Below are 25673 nucleotides of genomic sequence, written 5' to 3'. Positions count from 1 at the left end.
CGCAGGCGTCAGACCTTCAGCACCTCCACCTTGTAGCTCGGCGCGTCGCCGTCGGTGTCGATGATAAGCCCGTGCACATCCGACTCGAAGCCCGGGAAGCGCGCGTTCTGCTCGCGGGCGATCCGCAGCGACTGGATGATCGGCTCATCGCTGGCGCCGAAGCGCTCACCCGGCATGATGGTCGGAATGCCCGGCGGATACGGCACCAGCATGGTGCCGGCGATACGACCGCTGAGCTGCTCGATATCGACCCGCTCGATCTGGCCGCGCACCAGGTGGTCGTAGGCCTCGGCCGGCGTCATTACCGGCTCGGGCAGATCCACGTACATCGCGCGCATCACCTGGGCCACGCCGAACTCATCGTTGAAGGCATGCAGCGCATCGCACAGATCGCGCAGGCCCCAGCCGGCGTAGGCGATCGGGAACTCGGCGGCGAGCTGCGGCAATGCGCGGGTCAACGGCGCGTTGCTGTCGTAGAGTTCCTTGAAGGCCATCAACTCGGTGACCAGGGTGCTCCACTTGCCCTTGGTGATGCCCATCGAGAACAGGAACAGCACCGAGTAAAGGTTGGTCTTCTCCACCGTGATGCCGCGGGTCCACAGGAACTTGCTCAGCACCGCGGCCGGGATGCCACGCTGGCCCATCCCGCCGTCCATCGACAGCCCGGGCGTGAGCAGGGTCACCTTGATCGGATCGATCAGCACGTAGTCATCGACCAGGCCATCAAAGCCGTGCCAGTGCGCGCCCGGCTGCAGGTACCACTCGCTGCGCTTGGCTACCATCGGGGCCGGCGCATCGCCCTTGGCCAGCGAGCGCTCCAGCTTGTCCGGCTGCCAGACGCTGAACCACCAATCGTCGCGCCCCAGATCCTCACGCACGTGCAGCATCGCGCGGCGGAAGGCGATCGCTTCGTCATGCATCTCCTGCACGAGCGATTCGCCTGCCGCGCCCTCCATCATCTTGGAGGCCACATCGCAGGCCGCGATCACCCCGTAATGCGGGCTGGTCGTGGTGTGCATCATGAAGGCTTCATTGAAGCGCTCGGCATCCAGCTCACGGGAGGCCGCATTGCGCACGTGGATCATCGAGGCCTGCGAGAAGGCGGCCAGCAGCTTGTGCGTGGAGTGCGTGGTGAAGATGATCGCATCCTGCTCGCGCGGCTTGCCCTTGGCCATGCCGTAATGGTTCTCGTAGAACGGATGGAAGGCGGCGTACGCGTACCAGGCTTCGTCGAAATGCAGGAAGTCCACCGCGCTGCCGATCTCCTCGGCGATCTTCTCGGCGTTGTAGCAGAGCCCGTCGTAGGTCGAGTTGGTCACCACCGCGATGCGCGGCTTGGACCCGGCCTTGTACGCCTTGCTGGCCAGCGGGTTGGCCGCGATCGCCTGCTGCAGCGACGCGGGGGTGAACTGATCCAGGCTGATCGGGCCGATGATGCCGTGCGCATTGCGGCTCGGGGTGAAGTACACCGGGATGCCCCCGGTCATGATCAGCGAGTGCAGCAGCGACTTGTGGCAGTTGCGGTCCACGAATACCACATCACCCCGCCCCACGGTCCCGTGCCAGACGATCTTGTTGGCAGTGGAGGTGCCGTTGGTGACGAAGAAGGTATGGTCGGCGCCGAAGTTGCGCGCCGCTTCGTTCTCAGCGTCCTTGATCGGGCCGGTGTGGTCGAGCAGCGACCCCAGCTCGGGCACCGAGATCGACAGATCGCTGCGCAGGGTGTTCTCGCCGTAGAACTGGTGGAACGCACGCCCGACCGGCGACTTGGTGAACGCAACGCCGCCGGCATGCCCCGGCGTGTGCCAGGAATAGTTGGACTCGGCCGCGTGGTGGATCAGGGCCTTGAAGAACGGTGGCAGCAGGTTCGCCATGTAGTCTTCGGCCGCCCGCATCACCTGGCGGGAAATGAAGCTCTTGGTGTCTTCGAACAGGAAGATGTAGCCGTGCACGAACTTGAGCAGCTTGCTCGGCACCTTCTCGATGGTACGCCGTTCGCCGTACAGGAAGACCGGCAGGTTGGCGCGGCGGGCTGTCTGCTCGCGCAGGAAGCCCAGCAACCGCTGGAACTGCTCGGGATTTTCCTCGGTGCCATCGATGGAGATCAGCACCGCCGAGGCCGCCACATAGGTGCGCGCGCCGGCCTGGGCATCGGCCAGGGTCAACCCGCACAGCACGCGCTGGTCGTTCTTGCGCAGCTCGTCCACCAGCGCACGGATCAGGATGCCGCCGATGCGCGGGGATTCGTAGTCGTCATCGATGACGATGATCGGATAATCAAGGGACTTGAAGTACACAGGGATTCTCCTGGGGCAGTATCACGAAAGCGTCGTGCGGACGGCGGCGTCAAGCGCGGGCAGCTGGCCGCGCTGGCGGCGACGCTCCTCGCTGAAGAACGGGTAGAACACCGTGATGAACAATACGAACAGGAAGGCGTACTGCACGATGTTGCCGGCCGAACCGAAGATCGCCCACAGGCAGTACACCACGGTGACACTGGTCAACAGCCAGAACGCACCGGTATGGACCAGCGTGTGCGAGCGCTCGACCACGAAGTAGCAGGCCACGCAGGAGTAGATGTACGGCAGCAGGGTCAGCACGACGGCCGCCGAGGTGATCACATCGAACTGGGCCGAGGCGGTCTCGGAGGTAGAGGTGACCAGCACCGCCAGGGTCATCAGGACCGCCACGATCAGCACGCCCTTGACCGGCACATCATCCTTGTTGGTCTTGCTGAAGATGCTCGGGAACAGGCCGTCATCCGAGGCCGCCTTGGCACTCTGCGCGGTCAGCAGGATCCAGCCGCCAAGCGAGCCGGCCGCACCGACGAAGGCGCACAGACTCACCAGTGCTCCGCCCCAGCCACCCACTGCATTGGCGGCAGCCAGCGCAAACGGCGCATCGGAGACCTGCAGCTCGCCATTGGGCACCATGCCCATGATCACCGAGGAGCTGGCGATGTAGGCGATCGCGGCCAGGAACACGCCGGCCAGCGTCGCGCGGGCCACGTTCTTCTCGGGGTTCTCGACCACACCGGCAGTCACCGACGCCGATTCCACACCGATGAACGCCCACAAGGTGAGCGCGGCGGCACTGGAGATTGCGCCAAAGTTGGATTCCCCGGACACGTTGTAGGCGCCCTTGAAGATCGTCGGGTCGAAGAAGAACCAGCCAAAGATGGCGATGCCCAGGATGGGCACCAGCGCGAAGCTGGTGGTCACCGTCTGCAGCTTGCTGACGAACGACGGGCCGATGACGTTGGCGAAGCTCAGCGCCCACACCAGCGCCAGCACCGCGATGCAGCGCGGGAGTGGTTCGGACAGGATCGGGAAGAAGTAACTGAAGTAGCCCACCGCCGCGATCGGAATGGCGACATTGCCGATCCAGTTGGCGAACCAGTAGACGGCATTGGTCTGGAAGCCCATGTAGGGTCCGAACCAGTCACGCGCATGGGCATACGGTCCACCAGCCTTGGGCGCCAGCTTGCCGAGCTTGGCGAAGACAAAGGCCAGCAGCAATGCGCCGGCCGTGGTGATCAGCCAGCCCCAGATGGAGGCGGTGCCGATCTTGGCCAGGCTGGAGGGCAGCAGGAACACCCCCGACCCCATCATGTTGCCAGCCACCAGGAAGGTGGCACCGACGACCCCGATCTTCTTTGCTTGTGCCATGACGCTTGCTCCTTTGCCAGGCCGGAACCCGGTCGTGCCGGGTGGAGGGAGTTACTTGATGAAGTTGTATTGCAGGCTGCCCTGCAGCCGCACCGTGTCGCCGCGCTGTCCGCCTTGCTGCTCCAACTGCCCGTAAAGCAGCTCCATACCCATCGTCCATGAGGGCGCCGGGCTCCAGAGCAGGTTGAAGACGCCGTAGCGGCTCTGCCGGAAGGCATCGGCGGCCAACGCCTCGTTGCGCCCGCTGGTGAGCTGGCCGTAGATCAGGTTGGATCGCCACAGCGGCGACCAGTAATGCGTGTATCCAACGAAGCCGCCGTACAGCGACACCGCCTGCAGGCGGCCATCGGCGGTCACCACTGCATCCATGCCAGACCCGGTCAGGTCGGCCGTGTAGCGCGCCAGCCCTTTACCACCGAGCATGCCGAACAGCAGCAGGTCCTGTTCTCCCGCCGCCGCCGAACCGCTGAGCTGCACGCCACCGGCAAAGCGCCGGCCATCGCCGGTATCGCCGTCGTAGCCCAGGCTGCGCGCGACCGCGCCCAGCTGCAGGTGACCCCAGTCACGTTCCATGCGGGCGGTAACGGTGACATCCGGCAGTTGATCGACCGGCATGATCCCCGCGGCAGGGTTGCTCAACTGAGTATCCGGATCTTCGGCAGCCACGGTCAGCGTGTTGCCCTTGCCCATCGCGAAGCTATGGTGGATGCCGGCCACCAGCAGGTAGCCCGCCCCGCCCGGCCCGGCAAAATCCAGGGTGTCGGGCAGGCTGTCGGCGTCCATGAAGGTGGAATAGCCATAGCCGGCATAGGTATTGCCGAGTTGGCCGTAGGCATGGCGCAGGCGGAATTGATAGCTGTCACTGCTGCCGAAGAAATCGTTCTCCAGATAAAAGCGCAGGTTGCCGTGCGTGGTCGGGCGCCGCGCTTCGAAGCTGAAGCGGGTCTGCTTGGCATGCAGGGTGAAATTGGCGACATCGCGGTGCGTGCTGCCGACCGGAATGGACGAGGTGATGAACTGTTCCTGGTCGCCGGCCGCACGCGCATCAGTGATCGCATCAAGCTTGGCGTAGCCGCCGATGCGGATCAGGGTGTCGGTGTTGGGGATCGCGAAGAAGCCTTTCAGCTCGGGATCGGTCGGGCCGGCAGCGCTGTCCGGGCGGGATGCGGCGGTGGACGGATCAGCAACGGAGTCGCGTTGCGGGAGGATCGCCCGGCCCATGCCCGGCACCTGTGCCTGGGCGGTCGGCGGGGCTGGGGGTGCAGCGGGAAGATCGGTCGTGCCGGCTGCAACGGGTGCGCTGATGACGCCCCCGGTAGGCGGAGGCTTCCCGGATTCAATCGCCTGCAGGCGTTTTTCCATCTGGTCCAGCGTCAGCCGCAGCGTCTGGATATCGTGCCGCAACGATGCGGCCGAATCCTGCGCATGCGCCGGTACGGCAGCCAATGCTGCCGCGCACACGATCATCACTGCAGGCAGGCGCATCACCCCATCCTCCATGACCCGTAAACAGCCGGATGCACCCTCGCCAGCCGGCGTCGGTGACGTCGCGGGCGATGGGCACGCTCACACGGGATCCCCTCATCCCTGAGGGCAACACTGCCAGCGCAGCGCTGCCAGCGGCTTGAGTAACAAGCGGGAAGTGAGAACATCGTGAACGTTTGCAGGCAGTTTCCTGACTGAACGCTCCCGTTTTCGGGACGGACCGGGCATTTCAGCAGAGTGCGCATGGACACCAGCGTAGCCAGCCACGCGAAACCGACCTTGATTCAAATCAAAGTGAACACGCGCAGGCGCAGCCAGACCGTAACATCGCGCGCCGGGCAGGACCCGGCGCGAGAGGCAACGTTCGGAGGACGGCTCAGCGCGGGCCGAGCACCACCGTCATGTCATCGCCCTGCGGCATACCAGAACGGCGCTGCACCATTCCCTTGGCGTCCTTGAACAGGATGCCCGGAGTGCCCTGGAAGCCCAGTTCGATCATCAGCACCTGATTGGCATCGAGCTTGTTGGCCACCTCGGCGGTCAACGATGCCGCCGGCTTGATGCCACCGCGATCAAACAGCCGCTCATTCTCCAGCAGCGCAGCGCCGGGGTTGGGCGCAGCAAGAATGGCCGCCGCCTTGGCCGGGCTGTCTTCACGGATGACCCCAACCAGGACGTGGCGAAGCTGCACCTTGCCGGCATCCACCCACGGCCGAGCTGCTTCCCAGAAGCGATGACAGTAGGGGCAATTGGCATCGCTGAAGGTGTAGACCACGCGCGGGGCATCGGCGCGGCCATCGCGCACCCAGGCGCTCTCGTCGAGTTTCTTCCAGGTGCGCTCGGACATCGGCTTGGCCACCAGTTTTTCCAGCGGCGCCTCGCCCACGTCCTGGCCGTTGGCATCGAACAGGCTGCCGACCACGACGTGCTTGCCGTCTGCGGTCACATACGCCGCCGCCGGCTGCTGCCCGCCAACCATCCCAGCGAAGCCACGCAGGCCACCGGGCGCATCGAACTCACCGATGACCTCAAACCCGTGTTTTTCGATGCCCTTCAGAACGGCCGGGCGATCAGCGGCGGCCGGCGCCGTTGTCGCATCACCAGCCTTGGGCGTCTGCGCCTGGCTGCAGCCGGCCAGTGCGATCAGCAACGCGGTGACCAGCGTGCGCGGGGAATTCAACGTCATGACAACTCCAGATTCAAAAGACAAACGACTCACGACTCACGACTCACGACTCTTAGAGATCGTCGAGCTTGGATTGCAGGCCCGCGGCGGTCAGCTCGCCAAGGTGAAGGTGCTGCAGGCGGCCCTGCCCATCGAAGAACAGGGTAGTGGGATACGCGTGGACCTGCAGCTGCTCGGCGGTGAGCGCGTCTTCATCAAGCAGTACGTTGTGCAGCGCCAGCTGCTCGGCCGCCATGAACGCGTCGACCTCGTCGCGCGTTTCTCCTTGGTTGACGAACAGGAATCCGACATCCGGGTGGCGCTGCTGCGCACGGGCGAGCACCGGCATTTCGCGGCGGCACGGGCCGCACCAGCTGGCCCAGAGATTGATCACCACCGGCTTGCCCTGCGTATCGTTCAGCGCGGTCGGGCGGCCGTCCAGCGAGCTCAGCGTGATCGCCGGCAACGTCACCCGTGATTGCTGAAGCCACCCAGCACCGGTCGACAGCACCGCCCAGCTCAGCAGACCCGCCAGCGCAGCGGCACCCACGCGACGGCGCAGTGCGGGCCAGCGACGCAGACGCCATGCGCCCCATCCCAACCCCACCAGCAGCGCCGGCCACAGAAGGAATCCACCATCGCCGATCCGCAGCATCGCCCAGGGATCGGCGGCATAGTCGCCAGCATGCCGGATCACAAAGCCGGCGCGTCCCGCCAGCAGGCCCAGCAGCAGCATGTCCACTACCACCGACCGAGGACGCGGCGCGCCTTCGGTTGCCGTCCCCCGCATGACGCTGGCCACCAGCATCGCGATACCGGTGGCCACCAATACCCACACCACCGCAAGCGGTACCGGGCCTGCACTACTGATCATTCGTCGTCTCCACCGTCGCGCAGGTTGTTTCCGGGCGACAGCTGCATTGCATCGGGCCCGCGGGCATGGTCACCGCAAGGCCCTGGGGGATCAAGCACGAAGACCTTGCACGATTCAGGCAGCCGAGCGGATCGGCTCCGCCACCCGCCCGGATGGGCCGCTGGTAGCACGCTCGCGGTGCTGCGCCGCCACCTGCCGCCGATAACGCGCCGGTGTCAGCCCGACGATGCGCAGGAACAACCGGCGGAACGCGCTCTGATCGGAGTAGCCCACGGCCCAGGCCACCTGATCGACTACACCGCCGCTTTGCAGCAGCAGCTGTGCCTTGGCGATGCGCAACCGCTGGCAGTACTCGATCGGGCGCATGCCGGTGGCTTTCAGGAAGCGCCGCTGCAGCGTGCGCGGTTCAAGCCCGGCCTGCGTGCAGATATCATCCAGGCCCACGCCACGGGCCGCGATGCCGTGCAGCCAGCGCTGCGCCTTGAGAATGCACCGGTCGCCATGCGCGAAGTTGGGACTGAAGCGCTCCAGATCGTCCAGCTCCGTCCGCGGAATCACCAGTTGCAGCTGCTGGATCACGGTGTTCATCACGCTTTGGCCGTAGACGCGGGCCAGAAGACGCAGGCTCAGGTACTTCCACGCCTCCTGCCCGGCGGCGGTGAGCAGATCGCCATCGTCGACCAGGGTGCGTTCGCTGGGCAGCCAACTCGGCACCATCGTGCGCAGTGCCGGGCAGCGTGCGGGATCGGGCACGCTTACCGAGCGTCCCGCCAACACGCCGGCGGCGGCCAGCAATAGACCCCCTTCGTCGCAGCCGGCAAGCAGGCTGCAGCCCTCATGGCATTCGCGCAGCCACGCCAGCAGGCGCTCATCGGGCGGCGCCATGGCCCAGCTGGACTCGCTGCCCGGGATCACGATGATCGTCGGCAGCGTATCGCCGAACAGCTCGGCACCGGCGACGCGCTGCATCCCGCGCGGCGAAATCGTCCAGCGGGTCACCAGCATGCGGGCACCCGTGCGCCGTCCTGCCGCGACGGTGCGATTGCAGCGCTGGGCCAGCTCGGACAGGATCGGCGCGGCAGCACGCAGGCTACCGGGAAACTCCACCACAGCCACTTCCATCAGAGTCGGGGTGCCCAGCCGACGATCGGGCTGGAGCGTAATACGGGGTGCATCCATGGCCAAACTCCTGAAACGTTGCCGCCGGGCGTGGTGGCCGGCGGGCCTGAGCGGTTCGTAAGATCGCTTGAGGCTACGACTCTCCCGGAAGGACAGCCATGCAACTAGTTGCAAATTTCACGTGGAATGAATTTCCAGTGAGGTTTCAGCAAGGCTTGACTCTGGACCAGACTCCAGGGTTCACAATCACCCCATCATCCAGGAGGTGGTCATGAACATTGGACAGCTCGCACGCCAGGCCGGCGTACCTATCGATACCGTCCGCTACTACGAGCGGCAGCACCTGCTTCCCACGGCGCAACGCAGCGCGGGCGGCTACCGCGTCTTCAGCGTCAACGACCTCACCCGCCTGCAGTTCATCCGGCGGGCCAAGGCATTGGGCTTCACCCTGGAGGAAATCGGCGAACTGCTCGGCCTCAGCGATCAACGCGGCCAGGATATGGCCCAGGTCCGCGACAGCGCGGTGGTCAAACTCGCCGACATCGAAACACGCATCCGCGAACTCCAGCGGATGCACGCCGCGCTCAAGCAGTTGGTGGATGCGTGCCCGGGCCATGGCGATCTGCAGCAGTGCCCGATCCTCTCCGCACTGACGGAGACTCACTCATGAGCACACCGCACGCGCAGGGTGGCGGAAGTTGCTGCAGCGCCAAGGCAGGGAGCGGCGCCACTACCGTGAAGGATCCGGTCTGCGGCATGGATGTGGATCCCGCCACCTCCACCCATCACGCGCGGCATGACGGCAGCGACTTCCACTTCTGCAGCGACGGGTGCCGGCGCAGGTTCAGCGCCGATCCCAAGCGCTACCTGGATCCGTCCTCGCATGTGGCCGAGCCAGTGCCGGCGGGCACGCTGTATACCTGCCCGATGGACCCGGAGATCGTGCAGGAAGGCCCGGGCACCTGCCCGATCTGCGGCATGGCGCTGGAGCCGATGATGCCCAGCCTCGACGAGGGCGAAAACCCGGAACTCACCGATTTCCGCCGGCGTTTCTGGTGGAGCCTGCCGCTCAGCGTGGCCACGATGACGCTGGCCATGCTGGCGATGACGCCGCTGCTGCACGGCCTGTCGCCGGACCTGCGGGTGTGGATCGAGTTGGTGCTGGCTACTCCGGTGGTGCTGTGGGCCGGCTGGCCGTTCCTGCAGCGTTGGGCGCAGTCGATCCGCAACCGCAGTCCGAACATGTGGACGCTGATCGGGACCGGTGTACTGGCCGCCTATGGCTACAGCGTGGTCGCCACGATCGCACCGGATCTGTTCCCACCCTCGTTCCAGCAGCATGGGCATGTCGGGGTGTATTTCGAGGCGGCCGCCGTGATCATTTCGCTGACCCTGCTCGGCCAGCTGATGGAGCTGCGGGCGCGTGCCAAGACCTCGGCTGCGATCAAGGCACTGCTCGGTCTGGCGCCGAAAACCGCCCGCGTCCTTCGCGAGGATGGCCACGAAGAGGACGTGGACATCACCGCCCTGCAACCCGGCGATCGCCTGCGCGTACGGCCCGGTGAGAAAGTGCCGGTGGATGGCACGGTGCTGGAAGGCCGTTCCTCCATCGACGAATCGATGCTCACCGGCGAGCCCGTTCCGGTCGGCAAGGCCGTTGGTGACACGGTGATCGGCGCCACGCTCAACGGCACCGGCAGCCTGGTGATCCGTGCCGACCGGCTCGGCGATGACAGCATGCTGGCGCAGATCGTGCAGCTGGTGGCGCAGGCACAGCGCTCGCGTGCGCCGATGCAGCGCATGGCCGACACCGTCGCGTACTGGTTCGTCCTCGCCGTGCTTTCCGTTGCGTTGCTGACCTTCTTCGGCTGGGGTCTGTTCGGACCCGAACCGTCCTGGACGCACGCGGTGCTGAGCGCTGTGGCCGTGTTGATCATTGCCTGCCCCTGCGCACTGGGGCTGGCGACGCCGATGACGATCATGGTCGCCACCGGCCGCGCCGCGCAGCATGGCGTGTTGTTCCGCGACGCTGAGGCCATCGAAGCACTGCGCCAGATCGACACGCTGGTGGTCGACAAGACCGGCACGTTGACCGAAGGTCGGCCGGCATTCCGCGCAGTGCAGCCGGTTGCACCGTTCAGCGCCGAAGAGGTATTGCGCTGGGCGGCGAGCCTGGACCAGGGCAGCGAACACCCGCTGGCCGCGGCGATCGTTGCCGAGGCGCGTGCACGCGGTGTCACGCTGGCCAGCGTGGATGGGTTCGATTCCCTCACCGGCATGGGCGTACAGGGCGTGGTCGAGGGCAAGGCATTGTTGTTGGGCAACACGGCGCTGATGGGTGAGCACGGCATTGCGCTGGATGCGCTGCAGGACGCTGCACAGCATCTGCGGGAAGCCGCCGCCAGTGTGATGTACCTCGCCGTGGACGGTCGGCTCGGTGGTCTGCTCGCCGTTGCCGATCCTATCAAGGCGTCCGCCGCTGAAGCGATCGCGCAGCTGCATCGGGATGGCCTGCGCATCGTGATGGCGACCGGCGATGGCCTCGCCACGGCCAACGCGGTCGCCGCGGAGCTCGGCTTGGATGAGGTGCACGGTGAGATGCGCCCCGCCGACAAGGCCGCGCTGATCCGTTCGCTGCAGGCGCAGGGACGCAAGGTAGCGATGGCCGGCGATGGCATCAACGACGCACCGGCACTGGCGAGTGCGGATGTCGGTATCGCGATGGGCAGCGGCACCGACGTGGCGATGTCGAGCGCGCAGGTAACCTTGGTCAAGGGCGATCTGCGCGGCATCCTGCGTGCACGCCAGCTATCAACGGCGAGCGTGCGCAACATGCGCCAGAACCTGGGTTTTGCGTTCCTCTACAACGGGCTGGGCATCCCGGTTGCGGCCGGCGTGCTGTATCCGCTCGGCATCGCGCTGTCGCCGATGCTGGCCGCGGTTGCGATGAGCTTGAGTTCGGTATCGGTGATCAGCAACGCATTGCGTCTACGCCATCAACGATTGCCCAGCCGATGAGCGCGCATGCATGATGAACTTTCTTCACTTTTTCCTTGCCAATCCAAAACGTCGTCGCTATGATTTCGCTCCTCACGACGTGGGGCCATAGCTCAGCTGGGAGAGCGCCTGCATGGCATGCAGGAGGTCGGCGGTTCGATCCCGCCTGGCTCCACCAATCCGATCATTAGGCCGATCAGATTGCAGTGACAAAATTTAAAGTTTTCGTGCGTCCCCATCGTCTAGAGGCCTAGGACATCACCCTTTCACGGTGGCGACCGGGGTTCGAATCCCCGTGGGGACGCCAATTGCAACGCACTAAGCCCTGACTTCGGTCGGGGCTTTTTGTTTGTGACGCACCAATCCATGGTCGTCATTGGCGGCGTGTTTTTCCGCGTGCCTGTCGATGCACTCGCCTGGGCAAACACCAGCCTCTGCCGTTGTGCGCCTGCGTACCTTCTTTGTTCGTTATTTCAGAAAAAAGACTTGGCGAACGCTTCGCGGCCGCGTAGAATTCCGCCTCCAGCATCGTGGGGCCATAGCTCAGCTGGGAGAGCGCCTGCATGGCATGCAGGAGGTCGGCGGTTCGATCCCGCCTGGCTCCACCACTCCGGACCTTAGGCCGTTCGGGTGTGCTGAACAATTTGATGAGTTTATGCGTCCCCATCGTCTAGAGGCCTAGGACATCACCCTTTCACGGTGGCGACCGGGGTTCGAATCCCCGTGGGGACGCCACTCATCAGAAGAACACCGAGGCCCGGCATGCCGGGTCTTTTTGTTCACCGCCTACTCCAGTTGCGACGCGGATGCCTCAAAGGCTTCCACAAACGTGAACAGGCAGATATACTAGGCGGCTCGCGGTACAACGTGGGGCCATAGCTCAGCTGGGAGAGCGCCTGCATGGCATGCAGGAGGTCGGCGGTTCGATCCCGCCTGGCTCCACCACTTCTCCGGACACAGGCCGTCCGATAGAAGCCAAAATTCGGTTTAACGCGTCCCCATCGTCTAGAGGCCTAGGACATCACCCTTTCACGGTGGCGACCGGGGTTCGAATCCCCGTGGGGACGCCAGCTTCAAACAAACAGCCCTGACCTCGGTCGGGGCTGTTTGTTTTTACGAACCCCTTCCCATTCGGCAAGACCGCCGCTATGATAGGCGGCTCGCAGCACAACTGTGGGGCCATAGCTCAGCTGGGAGAGCGCCTGCATGGCATGCAGGAGGTCGGCGGTTCGATCCCGCCTGGCTCCACCACTTCTCCGGACACAGGCCGTCCGATAGAAGCCAAAATTCGGTTTAACGCGTCCCCATCGTCTAGAGGCCTAGGACATCACCCTTTCACGGTGGCGACCGGGGTTCGAATCCCCGTGGGGACGCCAGCTTCAAACAAACAGCCCTGACTTCGGTCGGGGCTGTTTGTTTATGGGCGCTATGCCACGACCTTGGCCATGCCCACCGAACGCGGCGCAGTCAACGCAAAGCCGAACTGCGCATACAGCCGGTGCGCCTGGCCGTCGGCGATCAGGCTCACATACGCACCCACGGCATGGCCCCGCAGCCACTCATCCAACTGCTGCATCACAGCCTTGCCCAGGCCCTGCCCTTGGCGGTCCGGCACGACCGCGATATCCACCACCTGCAGGAAACAGCCGCCGTCGCCGATGATCCGGCCCATGGCCAGCAGCCGGTCACCTTCGCGCAGGCTCACGCCAAAGACCGTATTGGGCAGGCCCCGCGCCGCCGCTTCGGCGGTCTTGGGACTCAGCCCGGCGAGTACCCGCAGCGCGCGATACTCCTCCACGCTGGGTGGCAACGGACTGCAGTGAACACCGGCGGGCAGTGACATGACGCGGCTCCAGTAATGAATGGACGCTCAGCTTGCCCGAGCGGTTTCGCAGGATGTGCGACACATCGGCCTATCCTGTCCCCCTGCCCGCCCTGTTGCCCTGCCATGTGCTATTCCGCCCAGATCCGTGCCGACTACACCAAGCTGGTTCGAGAGTACGGCGCCATGCTGTCGCTGGACGAGTTTGCCCAGTTGTATGCGCACGACGCCGGCAAACAGCGACCCAAAACCCCCAAGGCGATGGACGATGGCTTCGCCGGCGCGCGCACACCCCAGGGCCAGGAGATCGTGGCGCGGATCCAGCAGTGGCATGCCGAGGAAATGAAGGCACTCGACGAAGAAGTCCGGCTTCAGGGCGCGCGATTGAAGGCGGCCCAGGCGCAACTGGACGTCCGGCCCACGCAGAAGGCACGCAACGAGGCACGCGTGGCCGGCAACCGCATCGAACGCGCGCAGGCACGCCTGTCCGACCTGCAGCGCGCCGGCCTGGTACCACGCGACAGCCGCATCTTCCCAGGCGTGTACGCACCGGTGATCGTGTCCGAGCAGGGCCAGCGCGTGATCAAGCCGATGCGCTACCAATGCCGGCTGCCGGACAAGCCCGCGCGCAACGACGTGCTGTATCCCGGCACGTACAACGCGCGGCGCGACAGCCTCGAGGCCTACTGGAAATCCGCGTTTGGCCATCAGCATGGCGTGGTGGTGGTGCAATCGTTCTACGAGCACGTGCCGCGGCACGCCTTGGAACAGCGCCCCCTGTCCGTGGGCGAAAAGGCCGAGAACGTCGTGCTGGAGTTCAGCCCGCAGCCACCCCGCGATCTGCTCATCGCCTGCCTGTGGTCGGAGTGGGAAGGGCCGGAAGGCAGACTGCTGTCGTTTGCCGCGATTACCGATGCGCCGCCGATGGATGTGGCGCGCACCGGCCATGACCGCTGCATCGTGCCGATCCGGCCGGAACATCTGGATGCCTGGTTGAATCCGGATCCGCAGGACCTTGCCGCGCTGTATCGGATCCTCGACGACCGCGAGCCGGTCACACTGGCCCACGCCGAAGCCGCGTGAGTGCTGCTCAGCCGGCGACGGAATCGCCGACCTGCGCGCGCGCCAGGGCGGCGTTCAATTCAGCCGTCAGGTACGGCTTGCTCAGGATCACGCCCGAACGGAAGGCATCGGGCAGATGGTCAGTGGCCATGCCGGTGGCCAGGACGAAGGGGATCTGACGCGCAGCCAACGCTGCGGCCACGGACTCACTCGTTTCGTTGTTGGCCAGCCGATAGTCCAGCAGGGCAACCTGCGGCTGGGTCTCTCCCAGCAGCCGCAACGCCTCGCCCACCGAGGCCGCCAGCCCGACCACGATGGCGCCGGACTGGATCAGCTGCATCTGCAGCAGGGATGCGCTCATTTCGTCGTTCTCGACCACCAGTACCCGAAGATCCTGCAGCGCGCTCATAACGACTCCCTGTATGGTTCAGCGCGATGAGTATAGCGTTCTGTGTAGGTGAAACCCTGACAGGAGCTTAAGCATTCAGGCCTGCACAGATGTATGAATTTTGTATACACTACGCGGCCAGCCAGCCGAAGTGGCGGAATCGGTAGACGCAGCGGACTCAAAATCCGCCGCCCTTAAAAGCGTGTGGGTTCGAGTCCCACCTTCGGCACCATGGAAAACCAGAACGCCCCGGATCGACGGATCCGGGGCGTTTTTCGTTAACGCTCAGACCAGCCGAAGCGTCGGATGTGCGGCATTGGCCGCCGCCGCTCGCGCCACCCCGCCCGTCGCCCCCACCCGGAACGCCGCCACCGTCTGCAGCAACTGGGTGGACTGCTCTTCCATGCTGCGCGCGGCGGCCGACGCTTCCTCCACCAGGGCGGCATTCTGCTGGGTGCTCTCGTCGATATGCTCGACCACCTGGTTGATCTGCTCGATGCTGTCGCTCTGCTCACGCGCGGCCGTGCTGATATCCGCCATCAGATCGCTTACCCGCTTCACGCTGACGACGATCTCGTCCATCGTGCGCCCGGCGCTTTCGACCTGGCGCGTGCCCGCCCCGACCTTCTCGACCGAATCCCCGATCAGCTGCTTGATCTCCTTGGCCGCCTCGGCCGAGCGCTGCGACAGCGAGCGGATTTCCGAGGCCACCACGGCAAACCCGCGCCCGTGCTCACCGGCACGTGCCGCTTCCACGGCTGCGTTGAGCGCCAGGATGTTGGTCTGGAAGGCGATGCCGTCGATCACGCCGATGATGTCGACGATGCGGCGCGAGGAGTCATTGATCAGCGACATCGTCGATACCACCTCGTTGACCACCTGACCACCCTGCGCGGCCACTGCCACTGCCCCACCCACCAGTTGATTGGCCTGCACGGCGTTGTCGGCGGTACGCCTCACGGTGGCCGTCAGGCCCCTCATGGAAACGGCGGTTTCTTCCAGTGCGGCTGCCTGCTGCTCGGTGCGAACGGAAAGGTCGCTGTTGCCTTCTGCGATCTCGCTGGCACCCACTGCGATGGTGTCTGCCGCCAGCTTGATCTGGGCGATGATGCCGGCCATCGCTTCGACCAGCGCATTGATGCCTGCGCAGAGCTCGCCGATCGGCCCGCTCTTGTCCTGTGTGTCGATATGCCCGGTCAGATCCCCGCTCTGGGCGGCCGCGACCACTTCGCGCGTCTGGGACACCGCCGCCTGCAGCGCCTGCGTGTCGCGTACCTGCGCGGTGATGTCGGTGGCGTACTTGACGACCTTGAACGGCCGCCCGTTCATATCGTAGATCGGGTTGTACGAGGCCTGGATCCAGACCTCACGTCCGCCCTTGCCCAGTCGCTTGTACTGGCCCGCATCGTACTCGCCACGGCCGAGTTTCAGCCAGAACGCGCGGTACTCGGCACTCTCGCGATATCCGGCCTCGGCGAACATCGAATGGTGCTGCCCGCGCACTTCGTCCAGCGTATACCCCATGGCCGCGAGGAAGTTCTCGTTGGCCGCCAGGATACGGCCGTCCAAGTCGAACTCGATCACCGCCTGGGACTTGTTGATCGCCGCCAACTGGCCGGCAAAATCGGCGGTCTGGAATTTCTGCGCGGTGATGTCGGTGGCGAACTTGACCACCTTGTAGGGCCGCCCGTTGGCGTCGAAGACCGGGTTGTACGAGGCCTGGATCCAGATATCCCGCCCCCCCTTGCCGATGCGGCGGTACTGCCCCGCGTCGAACTCACCGCGGCCCAGATTGGCCCAGAAGTCCCGGTACTCGCTGCTCTGCGCGTACTCGGGATCGACAAACATGGCGTGATGCCTGCCTTGGATTTCCTCCAGGGTGTAGCCCAGCGTCTGCAGGAAATTGTCATTGGCGTGCACGATGGTGCCATCGAGCTGGAACTCGATGACCGCCTGCACCCGATGCAGGGCCTTGACCTGGTCTTCCAGCTCGCACTGACGCTGTCGGGCGGCGGAAACAGCGCCCTCCGTGCTGCGGCGGGAAGCGAACAATGCGGCGAAAGCGTGTCGCGGGGACCATGCACCTCTATCGGAGGCACGGTCGGGCACATGCGTGTGCAAGCCTGAAGTAAGCATCGTTAGACCTCGGTGTCCGTTTAGCGAATAGGTCAACCCCGGGCGGTGGCCCGGTAGCGGTATTCCGTTGGCTGGACTCACGAAGATCGCCAGTGCGGCTGACGTTGCTTCAGTGCGCTTCAAACACCGCGCCAGGCGGCGGCAATGAACCGTTCGAACAGGTGTAAAGCCAGATATCCACGTGAGTGTGCAGGCAATGACTGCGAGTCATATAACGGCCGCGATTGCGCGAGCTTTAGGGCGCGCCGCAGTTCACCCTGAACCGGCTCACTCGCCACCCTCCGAGCCGTCCTGGCTCTCAAACACCTCCACGTCCCCCGCCACCAGAGTCTCCACCTGCACGTTGTCACGCCCCATCGCCTTGGCCCGGTAGCACTGCGCATCGGCGGCGGCCACTGCATCGTCCACGCTCATGCTGCCGCCGATCCGGGCGATGCCGATGCTGGCGCCCACCTTCAGCCGCTGCAGGTCCCAGGGAATGGACAGCCCGCGCAGCGACTCCAGCAGGTCGCTGGCGATCCGGCGCGCGCGTTTGAGCGAACAGCCGGCCAGGATCACCGCGAATTCATCGCCCCCCAGCCGCGCCACGATGTCCGAATCACGCACGCCATGGCGCAGCAGACTTGCCACCGCCCACAGCACGGCATCGCCGGCGAGATGACCATGGGTATCGTTGACCGGCTTGAAGCGGTCCAGATCGATGTACATCAGTGATGCCGACTGCCCGGTCCGCGCGACCCGGGTGATCGCCTGCTGCAGGTGGGCTTCAAACCCGCGCCGGTTGCTCAGTTCGGTGAGCGGGTCGACCTCGGCCAGGTGCCGTGCTTCCCGCTGTCGGGCGCGCTGCTGGGTGACATCACGGATGACCCAGACCGCGCCGGTCGTCTGCCCGTCCTCGCCGCGCAGCCAGGCGCGGGTGACATCCACCGGCAGCAGGTGGGCCCCCACCGACAGCAGTAGATCCGAATGGAGATCGACCGCATTGCTCTCCGGGTCCAGCAGCACCGCCAGGTCCAGCGGCGAGCGCGGCGCGTATTCGGTGGTCAGCTCCATGACGTCCTGCAGCTGACTGCCCGCCAGCGACTCGGCGCCCTCGCCGGCCAGCGCGCGCGTGGCTGCGGCGTTCGCGTACTGGATGCCACCGTGCAGGTCCAGGGTCAGCACCATGTCGGCGACCGCATCCAGGGTGACCCGGGTGCGCTGTTCTGATTCGCGTAGCTGCTGGCTACTCTGGTGCTGCACCGTCACGTCCTGGATCTGTGACACGAAATGCAGCGGCTCGCCGCTCTCCGAACGCACCAGCGAGACCGACAGGCGCCCCCAGACTAGGTTGCCGGCCTTGCCCAGGTAGCGTTTGTCCATGTGGTAGTGGTCGCGGCGCCCGGCCAGCAGATCGCCAAGCAGGGCCAGATCGGTGTTCAGGTCATCGGCGTGGGTGAGAGTCTGGAAATCGATCAGCAGCAGTTCGGCACGGGTGTAGCCGAGAATCCCGCACAGCGCATCATTGACGTCCAGCCAGCGCCCTTCCAGCGAGACCAGGGCCATGCCCAGCGCTGCCGAGGAAAACGCACCGGCAAACTTCTTCGCCGCCACGTACGCCCGTTCGCGCACTTCCAGCAGCGGGGTCAGATCCACTGCCATGCCGACGTAGCCGATCAATCCGCCCGCACCGTCGAGCGGACTGATCGACAAGCGGACCTGGCGTCGTTCACCATCCTTGCGCACGAAGGTCCACTGGCGTGACCACGTCCCCTGCGCCGCCCGTGCAGTGAGTGCCTGGAAGATGGTCGGCAGGCGCCCATCGGCATCGGTGTCGGCCTGCAGATAGGCGCGCATCTCATCAGGATCGTGGAACTGCCCAAGGTCGAGCCGGCCGATCACGTCCTCGGCGGCGTAGCCCAGCAACTTCTGTGCTCCGGTGTTGAACAGATTGATCACGCCGTTGACGTCCGTGGCGATCACCGCCACTTCGTCGGACGCATCGACCACGGCCTGCAGCCGCTGGCGCATCTCCGCCGCGTCCTGTCGGGCCTGCTGCAGATCGGTGACATCGGCATGCGCGCCGGCCATCCAGACCGGCCGGCCCTGCGCGTCCCGTTCGTAGACACGCCCGCGATCCTGCACCCATATCCAGTGCCCGCGCTTGTGGCGCATCCGGCACAGGCTCTCGTAATGCGCCGAGCGCCCCGCCAGGTGCTCGTCCAACAACATGTTGGACTGCGCCAGATCCTCGGGATGGACCAGCCGGAAAAAGGTCTCCGGCGTGATCGGCGCCAACTCCTCACGTGTATAGCCGACGATCTGCGCCCAACGCTCGTTGACCCGCATCAGGCCGTCGGGAATGTTCCAGTCCCAGGTGCCGGCCGCAGTGCCCTCGATGATCATTTCCAGGCGTCGGGCGTGTTCAGCCATGGCCGGCAGGGCGGCCTCGGCTTGAACACTGTGGCCCGGCCGGTCGCCCGGTTCTGCCTGTTTGTCGGTCATCTGGCCTCCCCGCCGCCCGTCCACCATACGGGCATTCAACAGGAAGTCTGCGTAAACGCACGTCAAACCAGAAGTGCCTTCGGCACGAACGGGTGGCCAGAAACCCCAAAGGCCGCCCGAAGGCGGCCTTTAAGGTGTACCCGAGCCGGACTCAACCGCCGCGCTTGGCCCGCGCGAAGGCATCGGCCAGCGCATTGTTGGCCGGCGGCGCGGCACTGCCCGGCCGCGGGCCGGACGGGGTGCCACGACCACCACCGCGCGGCCCATTGCCTGCCCCACCCTCGCGGCGACCGCCACCGGCTGGGCGCGCATCGCGCTCGCCGGGGGCCTTGGCCGGGGCAGGGGTGTCGTCCAGGCGGCGGGTCAGCGCGATGCGCTTGCGCGCCACGTCCACCTCCAGCACCTTCACCTTGACGATGTCACCGGCCTTGACCACGTCACGCGGGTCCTTGACGTAGGTGTCCGACAGCGCGGAGATGTGGATCAGGCCATCCTGGTGCACGCCGATGTCCACGAAGGCACCGAACGCGGCCACGTTGCTGACCACGCCTTCCAGAATCATCCCGACCTTGAGATCCTTCAGTTCCTCGACACCGTCGGCGAAGCGCGCGGCCTTGAACTCGGGGCGTGGATCGCGGCCCGGCTTTTCCAGCTCCTTGAGGATGTCGCGCACGGTCGGCACACCGAACGTCTCGTCGGTGAACTGCTCCGCCTTGAGCCCACGCAGGAAACTGCCGTCACCGATCAGCGCCTTGATCGGGCGCGCGGTGGCGGCCACGATGCGCTCGACCACCGGGTAGGCTTCCGGGTGCACCGAGGAGGCATCCAGTGGCTGATCGCCATCGGCGATGCGCAGGAAGCCGGCGCACTGCTCGAAGGTCTTCTCGCCCAGGCGCGGCACCTTGAGCAGGTCCTTGCGGCGCTTGAACGGGCCGTTGTCATCGCGGTGCCGCACGATGTTCTCGGCCACGGTGGACGACAGCCCGGACACGCGCGAGAGCAGCGCGGCAGAAGCCGTATTGACGTGCACGCCGACCGCGTTGACGCAGTCTTCCACGCGCGCATCCAACGCGCGCGCCAGGCGGTACTGATCCACATCGTGCTGGTACTGGCCCACGCCGATCGCCTTGGGCTCGATCTTGACCAGTTCGGCCAGCGGATCCTGCAGGCGGCGGGCGATCGAGACCGCACCGCGGATGGACACGTCCAGGTTCGGGAATTCCTTGGCCGCAAACTCCGACGCCGAGTACACCGACGCACCGGCTTCGCTCACGACGATCTTCTGCAGCTTGGTGTCACCCAGCGCCTTGATCACCTCACCGGCCAGCTTGTCGGTTTCGCGGCTGGCGGTGCCGTTGCCGATCGCGATCAGCTCCACGTTGTGCTGCACGCACAGCTGCTTGATGGTGTGCAGCGACTGGTCCCACTGGCGGCGCGGTTCGTGCGGGTAGATGGTGTCGGTCGCGACCAGCTTGCCGGTGGCATCCACCACGGCGATCTTGCAGCCGGTGCGGATGCCCGGATCCAGGCCGAGCACGGCCTTCGGGCCGGCCGGGGCGGACAGCAGCAGGTCCTTGAGGTTGTCCCCGAACACCGAGATCGCCTCGGCCTCGGCTTTCTCACGCGCTTGGTTGAACAGGTCCAGCAGCAGGTGCATGTGCAGCTTGGCGCGCCAGGTCAGGCGGCAGGCGTCGAGCAGCCACCGATCGCCGGGGCGGCCGGCATCGCGGATGCCCGCGTTGTGCGCCACGCGCCCTTCGGCATACAGATTACCAGCCTCCGCATCGCTGCCCGGGTCCAGCTCCAGGAACAGGATCTCTTCGCGGCGCGCGCGGAACAGGGCCAGCAAACGGTGTGAGGGAATCTTCGCCAGCGATTCTGAATGCTCGAAGTAATCACGGTACTTGGCGCCCTGCTCTTCCTTGCCCTCGGCGACACGCGCGCGGATCACGCCGTTCTCGCCCAGCCAGGTGCGCAGCTCGCCGACCAGCGCGGCATCTTCGCCCCAGCGCTCCATCAGGATCGCGCGGGCACCTTCCAGGGCTGCCTTGACGTCGGCCACGCCCCTGTCGCTATCGACAAAGGTCGCGCCGAACACCTGCGGGTCCAGGCCCGGATCGGCCAGCAGGCCATCGGCGAGCGGCTCCAGGCCGGCTTCGCGCGCGATCTGGGCACGGGTGCGGCGCTTGGGCTTGTAGGGCAGGTACAGATCTTCCAGTCGCGACTTGGTGTCCGCGCCGAGGATCTCGTTGCGCAGCTCGTCGCTGAGCTTGCCCTGTTCGTCGATGCTGGACAGCACCGCGGCGCGGCGGTCTTCCAGCTCGCGCAGGTAAGTCAGCCGCGTTTCGAGGTTGCGCAGCTGGGTATCGTCCAGACCGCCGGTGACTTCCTTGCGGTAGCGGGCGATGAACGGGACGCTGGCACCTTCGTCCAACAGGGCGATGGCGGCGAGGGCCTGGGCGGTCTGGGCACCGATCTCATCGGCGATGGTCTGGGCGATCTGCTGGGCGAGCTTGATGTCAGGCATTGCTTCCGGCCGGAGCCGCTTTGCGGAAAGAACCCATTCTGGCGATGCGCGGCGGCGGGGGAAAGCCGTTGACAGGCCGTGCCGAACCTGTCGCCCCGTGGCGATGAGCACACGAGGGGTCCTGCATTCACGCCGGCATCCTTGCGTGGGGCTGGGATGCCGGCGCGGGCGCCCGCGACAACCGGGCGCCTGAGCGGTGTGGCTGGCTTACCGGTAATGCACGGCTGCGCGCTGGTGGACGATCTCATCCTGCATCGACTCCAGCGCCATCACCCGCACCTTGCCCACACCCTGCAGTTCCATGAACCGTTCGGTGTAGATTTCCGGGCCCAGCTCGGTATCGGCCTGGGACTTGCTGAAACCATGGGGCACCAGGCCCTTGTCGCCATCCTTGCTACCACCGACATAAAGAACGATTGCCATGTGATGTATTCCTCCAGGTAACGTTACTGCTCATACAGCCATGCAAGCTTACCCCGGCAAACCTGACTGATTCGTCATGGAGGCTAATGACGTTTTTTTGCATGCAGATGACGTCGCGTTGTCGACGTTTTTCTTACATGGATTTAACGCGGAGATAACGTCACTGCGCAGCGCGCCGTGACGGCCACCAGCCGCGCCCCTGCAGCGCATAGACATCGGCCGCGCGCTCGAACGGATTGCGTGCACTGACCCCACCGCACAACAGGTACACCGGCAGGTACAACGGCCCCAGCACCAGATACTGGTAGACGTGCGCACGCTCGTGGTCGTGCAGCCCGATCACCGGCTCGGTGGCGTGACCGGCCTGGTGCGCATAGGTGCGGCACGGCACGTCCAGCACCGGACCGGTGTGCAGGATGACGTTGCCCAGCGTAATCGCCCCGCCCGGCCCCCAGGGAAACTCACGGAACACGATTGCGCAGTCGCGTGCGTTCCACGAAGGACGGGCACCGGCCAACATCCCGGCAGTGCCGGCAGCCAGGCCGATCAGGGTATTGGGCGACGTCCACAGCGCGCCCAGCCCCTGCAAGGCGCGCAGCAGCACCGGCGCCAAGGTCAATCGGCCTCGTTGGGGATCAACAGCCACAGGATCAGGTAGACCAGGATGCCCGGGAAGGCCGCCGAGCCGATCGACACCAGCACGAACAGCACCCGCACCAGGGTGACGTTCCAGCCGTAGCGATGTGCGATCCCGCCCATTACCCCGGCGATCATGCGGTCGTTGAGCGAACGGGACAGGGGGCGTGGCGGTGTGTTCATGCACGGGGTCTCGGTCCGGAATGGGCCGACTCTAGCGCGAACCGTGTCTACGGGGTGCGTTGGCGCAATGCCTTGAGCCGGGCAGCGAACCAGACGGCGGCGGTCTGCTCCGGCTGGCCCGGGCAGGCGATCCGGTACGGCTTGCCGCTCATGCTGCTCTGGCTGGCGGCCCGCTCGATGAACTGCTCGGCGGTGTCCACCTTGTCCTTCTTGAGCAGGTAGTCGTACTTGCGCTGCAGATGCGCGCGCGCCTCGGGCGCATCGTGCCAACTGCCGTTGCGCTGGAACCGGCAGCGCGAGCCATCCAGCGCACCGATCAGGCCGGCGATCTCGCGGCGGGCAGTCTCACTGGGGGCCGCGTGCGCGGTACCGATGCTCAACAGACCCACGGCCAGCCAGATGAGGTGACGCATCTTCATCGCGAGCGCTCGTTCAACCAACCGGTGATGGTCGCGGGCACTTCGCGCTGGGCGCGCCCGGACACGTAAATACCGATATGACCGCCGCGGAAACTGCTCTCCGTATAGTCCGTGCTGCCGATGCGGCCACGCAGCGCGCGGGACGCATCCGGCGGGACCAGATGGTCCTGCTCGGCGTAGATGTTCAGTACCGGCAACGTGACCTGCTTGAGGTCGACGGTGTCCTCACCGATGCGCACGCCATCGTGCATCAGGCCATTGCCCTGGTAGAACTGCTTGATGAAGTCACGGAAGGCTTCGCCGGCGAGATCAGGCGAGTCGAAAATCCACTTCTCCATGCGCAGGAAATCTTCCAGCGCGTCCTTGTCGTCCAGGATGTCGAGCAGCCCCACGTACTTCTGCACGTTGAGCCGGAACGGCTTGAGCATCAGGTAGCTGGCATTCATCAGGTCGGCCGGGATGTTGCCGAGCGTGTCCACCAGCAGGTCCACGTCCACCTGGCGCGCCCAATGCGAAAGCATGTTGTCCGGCGTGTGGAAATCGACGGGGGTGACCATCGTGATCAGATTGGCCAGCTTGGCTTGGCGCAATGCGGCGTAGCACAGCGCGAACACGCCGCCCTGGCAGATGCCGAGCATGTTGATCGGCTCGCCACCGTTATGCGCCTGCAGATGATCCACCGCGCCATCCACGAAGCGCAGCAGGTAATCCTCCAGCGTCTGGTAGCGCTCGGAGCGGTCCGGGTAGCCCCAGTCCAGTACATAGACGTCGTGCCCGAGCGCCAGCAGTTTCTGCACCAGCGAGCGGTCGGTCTGCAGGTCGACCATGTACGGCCGGTTCACCAGCGCGTAGACGATCAGAAGTGGTGTGGCATGCAACGGCGGCTCGCTGCCGACGAAGCGGTACAGCGTGACCTTGCCGTCTCGCCAGACCTCCTCGCGGGTGGTCGCGCCGTAATCGACATCGTCCACCGAGGGCAGCAGCTTCAGCCCGTCCATCAGCTTGCGCTGCATGGCCAGGGTTTCCTGCAGCAGGTCTTCGGCGTTGAAGCCCAAGGGGCCTTTCATGCGCTGCGCTTCCTGGGCTTGGTCGTGGGCTTGGTCGTGGGCTTGGTCGTGGGCTTGGTGGCCTTGGCCGGCGTGGACGCCTTGGCTGCGCGCTGGGTCGCAGCGGCTGGTTTGGCTTCTGGGTTGCTTGCCTTGGCCGGACGCGCTGCGGCAGGTGCCTTGCCCTGCTTCGGTGCTGCCTTGCCGGGTGCTGATTTCTTCGCGCTCGCCTTCTTCGCACCTGACTTCTTCGGCTCTGCCGACCTGGTGGCTGATCCAGCACCAGTTCCCGCCGCACCCGCCCCCGTGCCTGCACCGCTGGCCATACGCCGCACCAGCCGCTCCAGCTCGGCAATCCGGCGATGGGCGGCATCCATTTCGGTGCGCGTCGGCAGGCCGAAACTCTCGGTCAGCCGTTCGATTTCCTGCTGGGTGGCTGCGCGCAGCCGCATCTGGGCGTTGCCCAGCGAGGCATATACCGCCTGGAACGGCTCGGACAGCGCGACCTTCGCATAGGCTTCCTCGGCCGCGTCGATCCACAGATCGAACATCGCACGCGCGCTGGTCAGCTGGTTGCCCGGCTGTTCGTGCTCGGCCAGGCGCTGCTCGAACAGGGTGAACGCATCGTCCAGCGCCTGCTTGATCTGCTCCACGTAATCGCGCGAGTGCGCCTGGTAGTCCTGCTGGGCGCGCAACAGCGCCTGCCAGCGGGCCTGGTGCTCGCGTCCGGGACCGAATGCCGGGCTCTGCAACCACGGCCCGAGCTGGCGCTGCAACGTTTCCAGCAGCTGCAGCAGATCCGGCCCGTCGGCGTGGGTATGCCCGCGTGCGCCCTGCAGCATCCACTGCAGCAGCCCGTCGCCCTGCCCCAGCACGGCCGTGCGCCAGGCCTGTGCGACGTCGGCGCTGGTGGTGTCGCGGCCGGCGAACTGCGCGGCCACCTGTTGCATGGTGCCGTACCAGCCACCGGCCTGCTCGCGGAAGCGGTGCACGGCCTCGTCGGCCGGACCGCTGGCGGCATTGGGCATCATCTGCGCCCAGCTGTCGATTGCCTGCTGCCAGCTGCCCTGGCCTTCAGGGCCGGGGGTGTAGCCAGGCGGTGCCGCAGCGTGCCGCAGAGCATCGCCCCAGGCACTGAAATACTGCCGCGCCAAGGCTTCCACATCGCCTGCGCCGCTGCCGCTGCCCGCCGTGGTCATGACCGTCCTCCCGTCTCGGGAAACGATGATAGCAATGCCG

Annotated in this window: 20 protein-coding genes and 9 tRNA genes; 12 read left to right on the top strand and 17 right to left on the bottom strand. The window is 65.7% G+C overall.

The window, feature by feature from the left end; genetic code table 11:
* Positions 1 to 8 precede the first annotated feature (8 nt).
* From AC13F7_RS12525 to AC13F7_RS12500, 6 genes are all read right to left on the bottom strand, one after another.
* A complete protein-coding gene (locus AC13F7_RS12525) occupies positions 9 to 2297 on the bottom strand; it encodes an Orn/Lys/Arg family decarboxylase (protein ID WP_483000733.1) in 2289 nt (762 codons plus the stop codon).
* Positions 2298 to 2318: 21 nt separating this feature from the next.
* Positions 2319 to 3668: an arginine/agmatine antiporter gene (gene adiC / locus AC13F7_RS12520; RefSeq protein ID WP_483000731.1), complete on the bottom strand. Its 1350-nt coding sequence runs from the start codon at positions 3666 to 3668 to the stop codon at positions 2319 to 2321.
* A gap of 51 nt (positions 3669 to 3719) precedes the next feature.
* Positions 3720 to 5153, bottom strand: coding sequence for a DcaP family trimeric outer membrane transporter (locus AC13F7_RS12515; RefSeq protein WP_483000729.1), 1434 nt, complete (start codon positions 5151 to 5153; stop codon positions 3720 to 3722).
* A gap of 376 nt (positions 5154 to 5529) precedes the next feature.
* On the bottom strand, positions 5530 to 6339 hold the full coding sequence (gene dsbG, locus AC13F7_RS12510; protein WP_483000727.1) for a thiol:disulfide interchange protein DsbG: 810 nt from the start codon (positions 6337 to 6339) through the stop codon (positions 5530 to 5532).
* 52 nt (positions 6340 to 6391) lie between these two features.
* A complete protein-coding gene (locus tag AC13F7_RS12505) occupies positions 6392 to 7192 on the bottom strand; it encodes a TlpA family protein disulfide reductase (RefSeq protein WP_483000725.1) in 801 nt (266 codons plus the stop codon).
* 114 nt (positions 7193 to 7306) lie between these two features.
* A complete protein-coding gene (locus tag AC13F7_RS12500) occupies positions 7307 to 8371 on the bottom strand; it encodes a helix-turn-helix domain-containing protein (protein ID WP_483000723.1) in 1065 nt (354 codons plus the stop codon).
* Between the two features lie 211 nt (positions 8372 to 8582).
* Between AC13F7_RS12500 and AC13F7_RS12495 the strand changes: the two genes are divergently transcribed.
* The 10 genes from AC13F7_RS12495 to AC13F7_RS12450 all read left to right on the top strand — a co-directional run bounded on the left by AC13F7_RS12495 (position 8583) and on the right by AC13F7_RS12450 (position 12684).
* Positions 8583 to 8981 carry a heavy metal-responsive transcriptional regulator gene (locus AC13F7_RS12495; RefSeq protein ID WP_481470775.1) on the top strand — a complete coding sequence of 133 codons (399 nt, stop codon included), beginning with the start codon at positions 8583 to 8585 and terminating at the stop codon, positions 8979 to 8981.
* The gene (locus tag AC13F7_RS12490; RefSeq protein WP_483000721.1) at positions 8978 to 11329 is read left to right on the top strand and encodes a heavy metal translocating P-type ATPase; all 2352 of its coding nucleotides are present in this window, start codon (positions 8978 to 8980) and stop codon (positions 11327 to 11329) included. Before AC13F7_RS12495 ends, AC13F7_RS12490 begins: the two co-directional genes overlap by 4 nt.
* Positions 11330 to 11410: 81 nt before the next feature.
* Positions 11411 to 11486: transfer RNA gene (locus tag AC13F7_RS12485), tRNA-Ala, on the top strand.
* A 53-nt stretch (positions 11487 to 11539) separates the two neighbouring features.
* Positions 11540 to 11615 (top strand) — tRNA-Glu (locus AC13F7_RS12480).
* Positions 11616 to 11840: 225 nt separating this feature from the next.
* Positions 11841 to 11916: transfer RNA gene (locus AC13F7_RS12475), tRNA-Ala, on the top strand.
* Between the two features lie 51 nt (positions 11917 to 11967).
* Positions 11968 to 12043, top strand: a tRNA-Glu gene (locus AC13F7_RS12470).
* A gap of 134 nt (positions 12044 to 12177) precedes the next feature.
* A tRNA-Ala gene (locus AC13F7_RS12465) sits at positions 12178 to 12253 on the top strand.
* A gap of 49 nt (positions 12254 to 12302) precedes the next feature.
* Positions 12303 to 12378, top strand: a tRNA-Glu gene (locus AC13F7_RS12460).
* Between the two features lie 105 nt (positions 12379 to 12483).
* Positions 12484 to 12559, top strand: a tRNA-Ala gene (locus AC13F7_RS12455).
* Positions 12560 to 12608: 49 nt separating this feature from the next.
* A tRNA-Glu gene (locus tag AC13F7_RS12450) sits at positions 12609 to 12684 on the top strand.
* A gap of 50 nt (positions 12685 to 12734) precedes the next feature.
* Here AC13F7_RS12450 and AC13F7_RS12445 read toward each other — a convergent pair.
* A complete protein-coding gene (locus AC13F7_RS12445) occupies positions 12735 to 13151 on the bottom strand; it encodes a GNAT family N-acetyltransferase (RefSeq protein ID WP_483000719.1) in 417 nt (138 codons plus the stop codon).
* 105 nt (positions 13152 to 13256) lie between these two features.
* On the opposite strand from AC13F7_RS12445, the gene AC13F7_RS12440 reads away from it, so the two are divergent.
* Positions 13257 to 14213 carry an SOS response-associated peptidase family protein gene (locus AC13F7_RS12440; RefSeq protein ID WP_483000717.1) on the top strand — a complete coding sequence of 319 codons (957 nt, stop codon included), beginning with the start codon at positions 13257 to 13259 and terminating at the stop codon, positions 14211 to 14213.
* 7 nt (positions 14214 to 14220) lie between these two features.
* On the opposite strand, the gene AC13F7_RS12435 is transcribed toward AC13F7_RS12440, so the two are convergent.
* Positions 14221 to 14601, bottom strand: a complete 381-nt coding sequence (locus AC13F7_RS12435) for a response regulator (protein WP_483000715.1) — start codon at positions 14599 to 14601, stop codon at positions 14221 to 14223.
* A 124-nt stretch (positions 14602 to 14725) separates the two neighbouring features.
* On the opposite strand from AC13F7_RS12435, the gene AC13F7_RS12430 reads away from it, so the two are divergent.
* A tRNA-Leu gene (locus AC13F7_RS12430) sits at positions 14726 to 14812 on the top strand.
* Between the two features lie 53 nt (positions 14813 to 14865).
* Here the strand turns inward: AC13F7_RS12430 and AC13F7_RS12425 are convergent.
* The 9 genes from AC13F7_RS12425 to phaE form a co-directional block, all read right to left on the bottom strand.
* Complete coding sequence (locus AC13F7_RS12425; RefSeq protein WP_481469752.1) at positions 14866 to 16716, bottom strand: methyl-accepting chemotaxis protein; 1851 nt, start codon at positions 16714 to 16716, stop codon at positions 14866 to 14868.
* A gap of 267 nt (positions 16717 to 16983) precedes the next feature.
* Positions 16984 to 19128 carry a PAS domain S-box protein gene (locus AC13F7_RS12420; RefSeq protein ID WP_483001044.1) on the bottom strand — a complete coding sequence of 715 codons (2145 nt, stop codon included), beginning with the start codon at positions 19126 to 19128 and terminating at the stop codon, positions 16984 to 16986.
* 223 nt (positions 19129 to 19351) lie between these two features.
* A complete protein-coding gene (locus tag AC13F7_RS12415) occupies positions 19352 to 21727 on the bottom strand; it encodes a Tex family protein (protein WP_483000712.1) in 2376 nt (791 codons plus the stop codon).
* Positions 21728 to 21934: 207 nt separating this feature from the next.
* Positions 21935 to 22150: a hypothetical protein gene (locus tag AC13F7_RS12410; protein WP_121037322.1), complete on the bottom strand. Its 216-nt coding sequence runs from the start codon at positions 22148 to 22150 to the stop codon at positions 21935 to 21937.
* Positions 22151 to 22310: 160 nt separating this feature from the next.
* On the bottom strand, positions 22311 to 22769 hold the full coding sequence (locus tag AC13F7_RS12405) for a hypothetical protein (protein WP_483000710.1): 459 nt from the start codon (positions 22767 to 22769) through the stop codon (positions 22311 to 22313).
* Entirely contained in the window at positions 22766 to 22969 is a 204-nt protein-coding gene (locus AC13F7_RS12400; RefSeq protein WP_346470841.1) for a PspC domain-containing protein, read from the bottom strand. Before AC13F7_RS12400 ends, AC13F7_RS12405 begins: the two co-directional genes overlap by 4 nt.
* A 47-nt stretch (positions 22970 to 23016) precedes the next feature.
* Complete coding sequence (locus tag AC13F7_RS12395) at positions 23017 to 23382, bottom strand: YfeK family protein (RefSeq protein ID WP_483001039.1); 366 nt, start codon at positions 23380 to 23382, stop codon at positions 23017 to 23019.
* A 2-nt stretch (positions 23383 to 23384) separates the two neighbouring features.
* Positions 23385 to 24455 carry a class III poly(R)-hydroxyalkanoic acid synthase subunit PhaC gene (gene phaC, locus AC13F7_RS12390; RefSeq protein WP_481469760.1) on the bottom strand — a complete coding sequence of 357 codons (1071 nt, stop codon included), beginning with the start codon at positions 24453 to 24455 and terminating at the stop codon, positions 23385 to 23387.
* Positions 24452 to 25633 (bottom strand): class III poly(R)-hydroxyalkanoic acid synthase subunit PhaE, encoded by a 1182-nt coding sequence (gene phaE / locus AC13F7_RS12385; RefSeq protein WP_483000708.1) that lies wholly within the window; start codon positions 25631 to 25633, stop codon positions 24452 to 24454. The genes phaC and phaE overlap by 4 nt, the downstream gene beginning before the upstream one ends.
* Between the last annotated feature and the right edge of the window lie 40 nt (positions 25634 to 25673).

The sequence above is a fragment of the Stenotrophomonas sp. K-6 genome, assembly GCF_056861555.1.
Note: the sequence above shows the minus strand (reverse complement) of the source record. Positions and strands in the feature narration are given on the sequence as shown.

Excerpts from the sequence above, each read along its gene's own strand:
- AC13F7_RS12505 (WP_483000725.1), bottom strand. The coding sequence starts at position 7,192 with ATGATCAGTAGTGCAGGCCCGGTACCGCTTGCGGTGGTGTGGGTATTG.
- AC13F7_RS12435 (WP_483000715.1), bottom strand. The coding sequence starts at position 14,601 with ATGAGCGCGCTGCAGGATCTTCGGGTACTGGTGGTCGAGAACGACGAA.
- AC13F7_RS12490 (WP_483000721.1), top strand. The coding sequence starts at position 8,978 with ATGAGCACACCGCACGCGCAGGGTGGCGGAAGTTGCTGCAGCGCCAAG.
- phaC (WP_481469760.1), bottom strand. The coding sequence starts at position 24,455 with ATGAAAGGCCCCTTGGGCTTCAACGCCGAAGACCTGCTGCAGGAAACC.
- AC13F7_RS12420 (WP_483001044.1), bottom strand. The coding sequence starts at position 19,128 with ATGGCTGAACACGCCCGACGCCTGGAAATGATCATCGAGGGCACTGCG.
- AC13F7_RS12415 (WP_483000712.1), bottom strand. The coding sequence starts at position 21,727 with ATGCCTGACATCAAGCTCGCCCAGCAGATCGCCCAGACCATCGCCGAT.
- AC13F7_RS12410 (WP_121037322.1), bottom strand. The coding sequence starts at position 22,150 with ATGGCAATCGTTCTTTATGTCGGTGGTAGCAAGGATGGCGACAAGGGC.
- AC13F7_RS12500 (WP_483000723.1), bottom strand. The coding sequence starts at position 8,371 with ATGGATGCACCCCGTATTACGCTCCAGCCCGATCGTCGGCTGGGCACC.
- AC13F7_RS12425 (WP_481469752.1), bottom strand. The coding sequence starts at position 16,716 with ATGCTTACTTCAGGCTTGCACACGCATGTGCCCGACCGTGCCTCCGAT.
- phaE (WP_483000708.1), bottom strand. The coding sequence starts at position 25,633 with ATGACCACGGCGGGCAGCGGCAGCGGCGCAGGCGATGTGGAAGCCTTG.
- AC13F7_RS12440 (WP_483000717.1), top strand. The coding sequence starts at position 13,257 with ATGTGCTATTCCGCCCAGATCCGTGCCGACTACACCAAGCTGGTTCGA.
- dsbG (WP_483000727.1), bottom strand. The coding sequence starts at position 6,339 with ATGACGTTGAATTCCCCGCGCACGCTGGTCACCGCGTTGCTGATCGCA.
- adiC (WP_483000731.1), bottom strand. The coding sequence starts at position 3,668 with ATGGCACAAGCAAAGAAGATCGGGGTCGTCGGTGCCACCTTCCTGGTG.
- AC13F7_RS12445 (WP_483000719.1), bottom strand. The coding sequence starts at position 13,151 with ATGTCACTGCCCGCCGGTGTTCACTGCAGTCCGTTGCCACCCAGCGTG.
- AC13F7_RS12400 (WP_346470841.1), bottom strand. The coding sequence starts at position 22,969 with ATGAACACACCGCCACGCCCCCTGTCCCGTTCGCTCAACGACCGCATG.
- AC13F7_RS12495 (WP_481470775.1), top strand. The coding sequence starts at position 8,583 with ATGAACATTGGACAGCTCGCACGCCAGGCCGGCGTACCTATCGATACC.
- AC13F7_RS12515 (WP_483000729.1), bottom strand. The coding sequence starts at position 5,153 with ATGCGCCTGCCTGCAGTGATGATCGTGTGCGCGGCAGCATTGGCTGCC.
- AC13F7_RS12395 (WP_483001039.1), bottom strand. The coding sequence starts at position 23,382 with ATGCGTCACCTCATCTGGCTGGCCGTGGGTCTGTTGAGCATCGGTACC.